Here is a 12,380-nt window from a genome sequence, read left to right as displayed (position 1 = left end):
AAGTTTATATTCTATGAATATTTAAAAAGATTAATAGAATTTAATTTAATTTTTATGCAAGGTTACAATATAAATGTTGCCGCCCAAAACCTTTTTTGAGAAAGTTAAGGAAATAATTTGGCCAATAGAAAGAAAGGAATTAAAGCTTTTCATACCTATGGCATTAATGATGCTATGTATTCTTTTCAATTTCGGAGCATTGCGTTCTATAAAGGATAGCTTAGTAGTACCCTCTATGGGAGCAGAGATTATTAGCTTTTTAAAATTATGGCTAGTATTACCCTCATGCGTGATCTTTACAATACTTTACGTTAAGCTCAGTAATAAATTCAATTTCGAATATGTTTTTTACATTATAGTTGGTAGCTTTCTATTATTTTTCTTATTTTTTGCTTATATTATTTATCCGAATCAGGAAGCTTATCATCCTAATGATGAAATAATAAGTAGCTTGATAACATCTTACCCTAACTTCAAATGGTTTATTAAAATAGCCAGTAAATGGAGCTATGGGCTTATGTATATCTTTGCAGAGTTATGGAGTGCTGTAGTTATAAACTTAATGTTTTGGCAGTTTGCTAACCATATTTTTGATACTAATAAAGCAAAGAGATTTTATCCAGTCCTTGGGATGGTTGGTAATATGGGACTAATACTTGCAGGTAGTGTACTCGTGTTTTTCTCAGGTAATAAAATAATAGATCCGGAATTATTACCAAATTCTTTCGATGCATCAGTTAATTTAACCTCTCAAACAACAGAGATGCTACAACCTATTATGTCAATAATTGTTGCAGCGGGTGTTATCTCTATGCTGCTATTTAGAGTAATAAATAAATTTATTTTGACTGATTCTATAAATGTTTTAGATTCAAAGAAAGTTAAGGCTAAAACAAAAACCAAACTTTCAGTTTTGGAAAGTATTAAGCTAGTAATTAACTCAAAATATATAGGTCGTATTGCCTTATTAATAATCTGTTATGGGTTATTAATTAATATCGTAGAAGGACCTTGGAAAGCAAAAGTAAAAGAACTATATCCAAATACTATAGATTATGTTCATTTTATGGGTAGGTTTAATATCTTGATGGGCATATCATGCGTTACTTTCATGATAATAGGCAGCAACATCCTTAGAAGACTAGGTTGGTTTGTCTCTGCATTATTGACACCTATTATGCTATCTATAACCGGTTTAATGTTTTTTATTTTCATAATTTTTATCGAAGAAATAGGTTCATGTTTTGGTAATTTTAACCTTTTATATGCCGCAATAATTGTTGGAGCAATTCAAAATATCCTGAGTAAATCCTCTAAATACTCACTCTTTGATTCAACAAAAGAAATGGCATATATCCCGTTATCGCTTGAACTTAGAACTAAGGGTAAAGCTGCTGTAGAAGTAATAGGTACAAAATTTGGTAAATCACTCGGTGCATTTATTCAGTCCTTAATATTTATAATTATTCCTACTGCTACTTTTGACTCTATAATAATATATCTATTAATAATTTTTATAGTTATGATTAGCTTATGGATTTGGGATGTTGTAAAATTGAATAAGGAATATACTGAGTTGTGTAAGTGATGCATCACATCATTGCGAGGAGCGTAGTGACGAAGCAATCTTAGGAGACTTATACTGCTGCTTAATGAGATTGCCACGTCGAGGCTTCGCCTCTCCTCGCAATGACGAGACACACAATAATAATCATATGAAAAAAACTTTAAAAATAATATTTTTTGTATCTATTCTTGCTGTATTAACTTATAGCATATTGTGGTTTGCAATCCTATTTTCCTTATCAAATTCTATAAATCAAAAATATTCTGATACCTATCTTAATATCGATGATTCTCAGCAATATTTTGTTAAATTTTCTAAAGCTAAGCCTTATGGTTTTCCTTTTAAATTTGGTATTTCAATTATTAATTGGCAAGAAGAAAGTGTTAATAGAAAAATCGAATTTAACTCACCTATAAATATTGGTTATGATTTATTAAAGCAGCAAATATTTATAGATTTTTCAGGAGAGGCAGTTGGCAGATTTAAACCAATTGAGAGAGGCTTTGGAGTAAAATTTTATAATGATAATTGTATATTATCCGCAAAAATGCCTTTAAGTTTTAGATTATTTAAAATTATAAAAGAGAAGAAGGATTTTTTTGAAATAGTAAATTTTATAGAAGATGTTAAATTTACTTTAAATAAAGCAGAAATTTTTGATTTAGTAGATAATAAAAAGCTATATGAAGAGGGTCATACTCTATTTACTTTAATATTTGATAAGAGTAAGTATTATACAAGTAAACAGGATTTTCTTGATAATATACCACAAAAATTAGAAATTAATTATGACACTGAAATAATACAAAGTGATCTTGAAGATAGAATAATTCCGGCAGGGTTGTTATTATATAGATTAGCTTGGCATAATAACTTTAAATTTTCAGCTAATTTTTTAGTTACTGCGGGTAACCCAAATTTTAAGGACTTTGCCAAAGATTTAACAATTAAAATTACTAATGCACAAATAAATAGTAATAGTTTTGAAAATAACATTAATTTACTATATAAAGGTAAGTTGGATGGTTTAGGTAATAATAATGTTAATCTTTTGATAGATTCAAAATTTAAGCTAAAGCAAGACTCTATAACAAATTTCTTAAGTTTTATAAGAAAATATTATGACAGGCAAAACTATCTGCTGACAATTTCAGATAATGAGTCATATAAAAATTTAAACTCTAAACTAAGCTATATTTTAGATAATAGTCAGCAGTTTGATTTTAGTATCTTGGAAAACCGAGAATATGATTTTAAATTAAATGCTAGTTTATTTACTGAGTTAAATAAGTTAACTAGAGCTAAAATAAATGCTCTAAGTTTGTATTCAAATAGAACAGGATTTAATATAACAAACGAAACATTAGTAAATATATTTAAAGATTCTTATAGTAAGGGTGATATCATAGCTAATAATTATCCTAAAATAATGGAAGTGCTAAGCTCTTATATATACAAAAATCTTTCGGAAGAAAGTAAAGAAATCTATAAAAATGCTTTTATATCTTTTTTTAAAACTATTTCCGATCATCCAAATTCTTCTAACTTAATTGATGTTAGTTTTGAATATAATTTTGATTTATCAGATTTAAATAAAACTAAAATAGGTACTATAGATGATATAAATAAAATTCTACCTTTATATTATTTGTCTTTATACCAAGCAGCAGTAAAGGAAGTTAAAGCAGGTGATAATTTAAAAGAAAAAATCATGGAGCTAATACCGGATTTTAAAGAACATAAAAAAATACTAGAAAAATGTATGCTACCAGGGTTTCAAGATATTAATGAAACTATGTGGCAAGAGATTACAAAATAATGGATATTATAGTAAAAATACAGCAAGATTTAAAAGATGAAGTAACACAGTTAAATAACTTGATTATTAGCTGTTTAAAAAGTGATGAAGAGTTAATAGAGAAAGTCGGTAAATATTTACTGGAAGCAGGTGGCAAACGAATTCGTCCTCTATTAACTATCATAACTGCTAAAATGTTTGATTATAATGGTGATAGCCATATAAAGCTTGCTAGTGCCGTGGAATTTATTCATACAGCAACATTACTTCATGACGATGTAGTAGATGATAGTACACTCCGAAGATTTAAGCCAACTGCTAACGTTATTTGGGGAAGTAAAACAAGTATTTTAGTCGGTGATTTTCTTTTTAGCCAATCATTTAAGTTAATGGTAGCTTCCGGTTCTATTAAAGCCATGAATGTTTTAGCAAAAGCTTCAGCGATAATTTCAGAAGGTGAGGTAGTGCAGCTAGTTAAGCTAAACGAGCGTCGTCTTATAAATATAGAAGAATATCAGCAAATTGTTAAATCCAAAACAGCCGAATTATTTGGTGCTTCTTGCTCTGTTGGAGCTATCATAGCAAATCAGAGTGATGATATTTCTAAAGATATGGAAGAGTTTGGAAGATTACTTGGCACTATATTTCAGGTTATAGATGATCTGCTTGATTATCTCGGTAATGATAAGCAGGTAGGAAAAAATATCGGTGATGATTTTTTAGAGGGGAAAGTTACACTACCGCTAATTTTCTTATATGACAAATTAGAGAAAGATGACAAAGCCCATCTTAAAAATATGATAAAGTCAGATAATCGTACTAAGGAAGAATTTGTACAAATATGTGATTTGATGGTAAAGCATAAAATTAGTAAGGATATTATAAATCATCTGAATAGCTTGGAAAATGAAGCTATTAGCTTGCTTAACAAAATCCCCGTTCAAAATATTTATAAAGAATATTTATTTTCTATTATTAGGTTTATTTTGGACAGATCGTATTAGACTGTGTCATTGCGAGCGAACAAAGTGAGCGTGGCAATCTCATGAAATTTAGACTCCTGAGATTGCCACGTCGGCTTCGCCTCCTCGCAATGACACCTAACCCCCAACCCACAATAATATCTCTAGTAATTTTTAAAATTTCAATATAAGATAAAAAAGAAAATAAAAAAGGTGTTAATATGGAATATGCATTATTAATTTTTAGTATCATAGCTATTTTGGTTATAATCCAAATGGTTAAAGTTGTGCCTCAGCAACAAGCTTGGGTAGTAGAGAAATTAGGGAAGTTTGATAAGGTGCTGCAACCTGGATTGAATCTATTAATTCCAGTAATTCAAAGAGTAGCATATAAACATACGTTGAAAGAAGAAGCGATAGATGTTACTGCACAAACTGCTATTTCAAACGATAACGTAACATTATCTATTGATGGTGTTTTATATGTAAAAATCATTGATCCGATGGCAGCTTCTTACGGTGTTAATAATCCTTACTACGCTATAACTCAGCTTGCACAAACTACTATGCGTTCGGAAATTGGTAAATTACCGTTAGATAGAACTTTTGAAGAACGTGAAACTTTAAACGTTGCTATTGTTGCAGCCATTAACCAAGCAGCGATAAATTGGGGCATACAATGTATGCGTTATTAGATCAAGGATATCCAGCCACCGCAATCTATTCTGAAAGCTATGGAGTTGCAAGTAGCAGCGGAACGTCAAAAACGTGCACAAATTCTAGAGTCTGAGGGTAACAGACAAGCAAAGATTAACCATGCGGAAGGGGAAAAAGCACAGATCGTTTTAAATTCAGAAGCTTCCTATACTGATCAAGTTAATAGAGCAAAAGGTGAATCGGAGGCGATTGGTTTAGTTGCAACAGCTACAGCTAAAAGTATTGAGACTATAGCATCAGCAATGCAGAAAACTGGTGGTAGTGAGGCGGTATCTCTTAAAATAGCCGAGCAGTATATTAATGCATTCGGTAATTTAGCTAAAGACACTAATACAGTAATTTTACCTGCAAATCTTTCAGAGCCAAGTAGTTTTATTACTCAAACTCTAGGTATATTTAACCAATTAAAAACTTCTTCAGAAAAGAAAGAAAGTAAATAAAATTTGTGAAGATTTATTGTTGTAATAATAATTAGTTTTATATATCATAATCAGGTTGTTAACTAAAAAGGTAAGAATATGCTAAAAAATGAGAATGTTTGTGAAGATATGAAAGTATTTGTTGGCAAACCTGCTCCAGATTTTACAGCTACAGCAATTATGCCTAATAATAATGTAGAAGGTGAATTTACTCTTAGCCGTTATGCTAAAGGACATAAAATTATATTGTTCTTTTACCCGTTAGATTTTACTTTTGTATGTCCATCGGAAATTATAGCATTTCATAATAAACTTGGTGAGTTTACTGAAAGAAATACTAAAGTAGTGTCAGTTAGTGTTGATTCACATTTTAGCCATTTAGCTTGGAAAAATACTCCTCATAGCAAAGGTGGGCTTGGACGAGTTCAATTCCCAATGGTTTCTGATCTTAAAAAAGAAATTTCTTCAATGTATAACGTGCTTAATGATGGTGGTATTTCACTACGTGGTACTTTTCTAATAGATGAAGATTTTGTAGTACGTCATATGTTAGTTAATGATTTGCCAATCGGTCGTGATATTAATTATACCTTGAAAGTAATAGATGCATTAGCTCATAATCAAAAACATGGTGAAGTTTGCCCAGCAGGTTGGCATAAAGGTGAGGAAGCTATTACTCCATCGCATGAGGGTATCGCACATTACTTAAGCTCACATGCAGAGAAATTATAGTATACTATATTAATTATCCCCGTCATTGCGAGGAGCGAAGCTTTGTTGCAATCTCATAAAACATCCTGAGATTGCCACGCTCCTTTTAGTCGCTCGCAATGACGTTCATCAAGTACTTTACCTAATGCTAAAAGAACTATTTTCTGCTCCTACTTCTAAAATATCTTATGATCTTGAAACAATTAATATTTTACGGCTTATTAGGAGTGAAAATGTAGGACCTAAAACTTTCTATAGCTTAATAAAGTTATTTGGTGATGCAGCAACTAGCATAGAAAATATTGGGGATTTTTCACTAAGGGGTGGAAAATCAAAGCCGATTAAGATTTTTAGTAAAAGTGATGCTGAGAAAGAATTAGAACTGCTTAAAAAAAATAATGCTAAACTTATCACATATAAATCTCTAGAATATTCACGATTATTATTTGAAATTTATGATCCCCCGCCGGTATTAAGCTATAAAGGTAATATAGATTTACTAAATCATCATAAATGTATTGCGATAGTTGGAGCTAGAAACGCCTCAGCAAATGGGAGAAGCTTTGCTCATAAAATTGCTGCCGAGTTAACAGAAGAGGGGTATGTAACTGTTTCAGGCTTAGCAAGAGGAATAGATAGCAGTGTGCATCAAGCAGCAACTTCTAAAACTATTGGAGTTATTGCTGGTGGTATTGATCATATATATCCACCAGAAAACAAAAAATTATTTGAAAATTTAGCAGAAGAGGGATTAATAATAGCTGAATTACCTGTAGGATCTACGCCACTTGGTAAGCATTTCCCGCAACGTAATAGAATAATATCTAGTCTTGCTCTTGCTACAGTAGTAATAGAAGCGAGCCTAAAATCTGGCTCTTTAATTACTGCAAGATTTGCTCTTGAACAAAACAGAGAAATTTTTGCCGTGCCAGGTTTTCCTTTAGATCCAAGATGTCAAGGTACAAATAAACTTATTAGACAAGGTGCATATTTAGTAGAATCGGTTAATGATATTGTAGCTAATTTGCCGCAATATGAAGAATTTATCAAGAAAGATGAAAGCTTATTTAAAGATTTTGCTGAGTTAGATGCTAATTTTAAACCACTAAATACAATGCAGATAAAAGAACCATCAGAAAAAGAGCGTGCTGCTGTTATAGAATTATTATCTGCGGTACCTATAGATTTTGATTATTTGCAAAAAATGACGGAATTACCGCTGCCTATTATATATACAATAATATTAGAATTAGAGCTTGCTGGTAAAGCAATGTGACACCCCAGCAATAAAATATCATTAATTTATACTGCTGATAAGTAAAAATAGTTGTTTTTATAATAAAATTATACAAATTAGATAAGTATATAATAAATAATAATAATTGATGAAATTAGTAATAGTAGAATCGCCAGCAAAGGCAAAAACAATAAATAAATATTTAGGTGATGAATTTAAAGTTATTGCCTCATTTGGTCATATTAGAGATCTTCCATCTAAAAAAGGTTCTGTAATACCTGATGAAAATTTTTCAATGAAATATGATATTTCAGAGAAAGCAGGTAAATATGTGGATGCAATAATTAAAGATGCAAAAAAAGCTGAGTCAGTATATCTTGCAACCGATCCAGATCGTGAGGGTGAATCCATCTCATGGCATATTGCAGAAGTAATTAAAGAAAAAAATAAAGTCAAATCCGATGATTTTTTTAAGCGAGTAGCGTTTAACGAAATTACCAAAAAAGCAATTACTCATGCTATAGAAAATCCAAGAAAACTTGACAATAATTTAGTAAATGCTCAGCAAGCACGAAGAGCTTTAGACTATTTAGTTGGCTTTACACTTTCACCTCTCTTATGGCGTAAGCTTCCTGGGTGTAAATCAGCGGGGCGTGTACAGTCTGTAGCACTTCGTTTAATATGTGAACGTGAAGATGAGATAGAGCGGTTTAAGTCGGAAGAATATTGGGATATTAGCCTTAAAATGCTAAATAGTAATAATGAGCTATTTACCGCTAAATTAACCCATATAAACGACCAAAAGCTAGAAAAGTTTTCGATTACTAATAATAAAGAAGCAAAAGATTTAACTGAAAAGCTTAAATCTCAAAATTTTCATGTCGATAAGATAGAAAAGAAACAGCAAAAACGTCAACCACAACTGCCTTTCATTACTTCATCCCTGCAACAAGAAGCTGCACGAAAATTAGGTTTTAGTGCTAAAAAGACCATGCAAATAGCTCAAAAATTGTATGAGGGTGTAGATATCGGTAAGGAAACTATCGGGCTTATTACTTATATGAGAACTGATGGCGTTACCTTATCAAACGATGCGGTAGATGAAATACGTAAATTAATAAATAAGGATTATGGCGATAAATATTTACCAAGCAGTCCTCGTATTTGTAAATCGAAAGTAAAAAACGCTCAAGAAGCTCATGAAGCTATAAGACCGACAAATATTAACTATATCCCTAATGATTTAAAGGAAAAGCTAGAGAAAGATTATTATAAGCTTTATGAATTAATTTGGAAAAGGACTATAGCCTGCCAAATGGAAAATGTCATAATGGATTTAGTAAATGCAACTTTAGCTTCAGAAAATAAGGAATATTTGGCAAGAGCGAACGGATCAACTATAGCTTTTGATGGGTTTTATAAAGTCTATCGCGAAAGTATAGACGATGAGGCTGAAGAAGAAAATAAGATGCTGCCGCCTTTAAAAGAACAAGAGCATTTGAAAACTAAAGAGATTGTTCCAAATCAGCATTTCACCGAACCACCGCCACGATATTCAGAAGCTAGCTTAGTGAAAAAGCTTGAAGAGCTTGGAATTGGTCGTCCATCAACTTATGCTACTATTTTATCAGTTTTACAAGATCGTAAATATGTGACGTTAGAGAAAAAGCGTTTTATGCCTGAAGAGCTAGGGCGTTTGGTAACAGTGTTTTTAGTTGGTTTCTTCAAAAAATATGTTGAATATGATTTTACAGCAGGGCTTGAAAATGAGCTAGATGAAATAGCTGCTGGCAGACTTGAATGGAAATCTGCTTTAGGTAATTTTTGGAATGGCTTTAACCACAATATAGAATCTGTAAGTAAGCAAAACATTACAGAAATTATTAGCTATGTACAGCAAGCTCTTGATTATCATATATTTGGAGAAAATAAAGACTCTAAAGTTTGTCCCTCATGCAAAACTGGTGAGCTAAGCTTAAAGCTTGGTAAATTTGGGGCATTTTTAGCGTGCAGTAATTACCCTGAATGTAATTTTAGAAAATCTATTGTTAGTGGTAATGATAATAATGAAGCTGATGGGGAGGCTAAAGATATTGTTAATGAAAACAAAGTTTTAGGCAAGGATAAAGAGGGAGTAGAAATATATTTGAAAAAAGGACCTTATGGACCTTATGTCCAATATGGTGAGCAAGTTGATAGCAAAATAAAGCCAAAACGTTCACCTTTACCTGCTGGTTTAAATCAAAATGATATCACTCTTGATATGGCATTAAAGCTTTTGAGTTTACCGCTTAAAATCGGTAATCATAAAGAGAGTGGTGAAGAAGTTTTAGTCGGGTATGGTAAGTTTGGTCCATATATAAAATATATAGGTAAATTTATTTCGATACCTAAAAAATATGATTTCTTAAATTTAAGTTTAGATGATGCAATGAAGTTAATTGAAGAAAAACTAAGTGCAATTGCTGCTAAACAACCAAATCCTCTAAATATGGATGAGGTAACTAATCTTGTCGATAAAAAGATAAAAGTTAAAAAGACGAAAAAATAAGTAAAAATGACAAAAGTTATAACACGATTTGCTCCATCACCGACAGGTATGTTACATGTCGGTAATATAAGAGCAGCACTACTTAATTGGCTATATGCGAAGAAGCATGATGGACAGTTTATTTTAAGATTTGACGATACGGATCTAGAGCGTAGCAAACAAGAATATAAAGACGCTATTAGAGCAGACTTGAAGTTTTTAAACCTTAATTGGGATCAAACATTTAATCAATTAAGTCGTTTAAGTAGATATGATGAGATCAAAAAACTATTATTGGATAAAAAAAGATTATATGCCTGTTATGAAACGCCGGAAGAGCTTGAACTAAAGCGTAAATTTCAGCTTTCTAAAGGGTTGCCTCCTATTTATGATCGAGCAGCCCTAAATCTAACAGAAGATCAGATACAAAAATATATAGAACAAGGACGAAAGCCGCATTATAGATTTTTAGTAAATCATGAGCCGATTACTTGGCATGATATGATCAAAGGCGAAGTTAAGTATGAGGGCAAAGCTTTGAGTGACCCGATAGTAATAAGGGCAGATGGAAGCATGACTTATATGTTATGCTCAGTTATTGACGATGTTGATTATGAAATCACTCATATTATTAGAGGTGAAGATCATGTTAGTAATACTGCGATTCAAATTCAGATGTTTGAAGCTTTAGATAAGTCTCCACCAACTTTTGGACATCTAAGCTTAATTATTAATAAGGATGAAAAAATTTCAAAAAGAGTAGGGGGGTTTGAGATTGCAACCCTAAGAGAAGAAGTGGGATTAGAAGCGATGGCAATTGCTAGCTTCTTTAGTTTACTTGGATCATCAGCGCAAATTATCCCTCATAAAAAGATGGATGAGTTAGTAAAACATTTTGAGATAAGTAGTTTTTCTAAAAGCCCAACTATTTACCAGCCGGAAGATCTAGAAAGATTAAATCATAAATTATTAATAAGTCTAGAATTTAACGAGGTAAAAGATCGTCTTAAAGAAATAGATGCTGAATATATTGATGAAAATTTTTGGCTATCAGTAAGACCTAACTTAAAAAAATTATTTGATGCAAAAGATTGGTGGGAGATTTGTCATAAAACTCCAAACATAAAAGATTTGAATTTAGATAAAGAATATCTAAAACAAGCAGCAGAGTTATTACCTGAAGAAGAAATTACCATCGAGACGTGGGGGATATGGACTAAAAAACTCGCAGCAATAACAAATCGAAAAGGAAAAGAGTTGTTTTTACCATTGCGTCTTGCTTTAACTGGTAAGGAATCAGGACCGGAAATATCGAAGGTGCTACCTTTGATAAAAAGGGAAGAGATAGTTAGAAGGTTGACTAATTGTCATCCCATCACTCATTAATGTCACCCCGTGGCTTGACCACGGGGTCTTTTGTCACGGACTGTGTCCTAAGATCCCGCGATCAAGTCGCGGGATGACATTTAAAGTTTATTAATGGATACCATGGACAAGCCACGGGATGACAATTCACAAAACCTATTGTAACGATATACTATTTATGTTAGAAACGATGCGGAAATTAAAGTAAATTTAATTATGAAAATATTGATTTTAGGTGCAACCGGCATGCTTGGTAATAGCATGTTTAGGTTTTTGAGTACTGACAAAAATCTTGATGTTTATGCGACAAGTCGGAGCAACTCAGCTCGTTCTTATTTTTCTAAAGAGTTAGCAGATAAAATAATTCCAAATGTAGATGTTGAGAATAACGATTCGTTAGTTGAAGTATTAAATAAAGTAAAGCCTAATGTAGTAATAAATTGTATAGGGCTGGTAAAACAGCTTGCTGATGCAAATGATCCTTTAAAAGCACTACCCATTAATAGTTTACTGCCGCATAGGCTTGCAAGGTTATGTGAACTTATTAATGCACGTTTTATTCATATTAGCACTGATTGTGTATTTTCAGGAAAAAAAGGTAATTACAAAGAAAGTGATTTTCCGGATTGTTATGATTTATATGGTCGTTCTAAGTTTCTTGGTGAGGTGGATTATTCACATGCTATTACGCTTCGTACTTCAATTATAGGTCACGAACTTTCAGGAAATAGAAGCTTGACTAACTGGTTTTTAAGTTCAGAAAGGTCAGTAAAAGGGTTTAAAAAAGCTATATATTCAGGTTTTCCCACTGTAGAGCTTGCAAGAATAATAAAGGATTTTGTGCTACCTAATAAAGAACTGCATGGTCTTTATCATGTCGCATCAAAGCCAATTAATAAGTTAGAATTATTAAAGCTAATAGCAGAAATATATAATAAAAAAATCGATGTTATTCCATCAGATGAGTTAGTAATAGATCGCTCGCTAGACGCTATGCGTTTTAATGAGATAACAGGTTATAATCCTCCTGAGTGGAGGGAACTTGTGAAGCGTATGTGTGAATTTAAGTAAGCC

8 protein-coding genes and 1 pseudogene are annotated in these 12,380 nt (G+C 31.9%); all 9 read left to right on the top strand.

Annotation, left to right across the window (positions count from 1 at the left end; translation table 11 throughout):
* Positions 1-73 precede the first annotated feature (73 nt).
* The 9 genes and pseudogenes from tlc3 to AAGD49_RS04395 all read left to right on the top strand — a co-directional run bounded on the left by tlc3 (position 74) and on the right by AAGD49_RS04395 (position 12,377).
* Positions 74-1,588, top strand: a complete 1,515-nt coding sequence (gene tlc3, locus AAGD49_RS04435) for a nucleotide exchange transporter Tlc3 (RefSeq protein ID WP_341788089.1) — start codon at positions 74-76, stop codon at positions 1,586-1,588.
* Positions 1,589-1,715: 127 nt separating this feature from the next.
* Positions 1,716-3,386, top strand: a complete 1,671-nt coding sequence (locus AAGD49_RS04430; protein ID WP_341788088.1) for a hypothetical protein — start codon at positions 1,716-1,718, stop codon at positions 3,384-3,386.
* Positions 3,386-4,369, top strand: coding sequence for a polyprenyl synthetase family protein (locus AAGD49_RS04425; RefSeq protein ID WP_341788087.1), 984 nt, complete (start codon positions 3,386-3,388; stop codon positions 4,367-4,369). Before AAGD49_RS04430 ends, AAGD49_RS04425 begins: the two co-directional genes overlap by 1 nt.
* Positions 4,370-4,548: 179 nt before the next feature.
* Positions 4,549-5,484: pseudogene (locus tag AAGD49_RS04420) on the top strand (SPFH domain-containing protein).
* Positions 5,485-5,592: 108 nt separating this feature from the next.
* Positions 5,593-6,195: a peroxiredoxin gene (locus AAGD49_RS04415; RefSeq protein ID WP_341789224.1), complete on the top strand. Its 603-nt coding sequence runs from the start codon at positions 5,593-5,595 to the stop codon at positions 6,193-6,195.
* Between the two features lie 124 nt (positions 6,196-6,319).
* The gene (gene dprA, locus AAGD49_RS04410) at positions 6,320-7,450 is read left to right on the top strand and encodes a DNA-processing protein DprA (RefSeq protein ID WP_341788086.1); all 1,131 of its coding nucleotides are present in this window, start codon (positions 6,320-6,322) and stop codon (positions 7,448-7,450) included.
* Positions 7,451-7,559: 109 nt separating this feature from the next.
* A complete protein-coding gene (gene topA / locus AAGD49_RS04405; RefSeq protein WP_341788085.1) occupies positions 7,560-9,962 on the top strand; it encodes a type I DNA topoisomerase in 2,403 nt (800 codons plus the stop codon).
* Positions 9,963-9,968: 6 nt separating this feature from the next.
* Complete coding sequence (gene gltX, locus AAGD49_RS04400) at positions 9,969-11,327, top strand: glutamate--tRNA ligase (RefSeq protein WP_341788084.1); 1,359 nt, start codon at positions 9,969-9,971, stop codon at positions 11,325-11,327.
* Between the two features lie 195 nt (positions 11,328-11,522).
* The gene (locus AAGD49_RS04395) at positions 11,523-12,377 is read left to right on the top strand and encodes an SDR family oxidoreductase (protein ID WP_341788083.1); all 855 of its coding nucleotides are present in this window, start codon (positions 11,523-11,525) and stop codon (positions 12,375-12,377) included.
* Positions 12,378-12,380 lie beyond the last annotated feature (3 nt).

The sequence above is a fragment of the Rickettsia endosymbiont of Lasioglossum villosulum genome (assembly GCF_964026455.1).
Classification (GTDB): Bacteria; Pseudomonadota; Alphaproteobacteria; order Rickettsiales; family Rickettsiaceae; genus Rickettsia.
This window is presented reverse-complemented; position numbering and strand designations above follow the sequence as displayed.

What these genes read in the sequence shown, in the direction of transcription:
- gltX (WP_341788084.1), top strand. Translation starts at nt 9,969, where the DNA reads ATGACAAAAGTTATAACACGATTTGCTCCATCACCGACAGGTATGTTA.
- AAGD49_RS04430 (WP_341788088.1), top strand. Translation starts at nt 1,716, where the DNA reads ATGAAAAAAACTTTAAAAATAATATTTTTTGTATCTATTCTTGCTGTA.
- AAGD49_RS04395 (WP_341788083.1), top strand. Translation starts at nt 11,523, where the DNA reads ATGAAAATATTGATTTTAGGTGCAACCGGCATGCTTGGTAATAGCATG.
- AAGD49_RS04415 (WP_341789224.1), top strand. Translation starts at nt 5,593, where the DNA reads ATGAAAGTATTTGTTGGCAAACCTGCTCCAGATTTTACAGCTACAGCA.
- tlc3 (WP_341788089.1), top strand. Translation starts at nt 74, where the DNA reads ATGTTGCCGCCCAAAACCTTTTTTGAGAAAGTTAAGGAAATAATTTGG.
- dprA (WP_341788086.1), top strand. Translation starts at nt 6,320, where the DNA reads ATGCTAAAAGAACTATTTTCTGCTCCTACTTCTAAAATATCTTATGAT.
- AAGD49_RS04425 (WP_341788087.1), top strand. Translation starts at nt 3,386, where the DNA reads ATGGATATTATAGTAAAAATACAGCAAGATTTAAAAGATGAAGTAACA.
- topA (WP_341788085.1), top strand. Translation starts at nt 7,560, where the DNA reads ATGAAATTAGTAATAGTAGAATCGCCAGCAAAGGCAAAAACAATAAAT.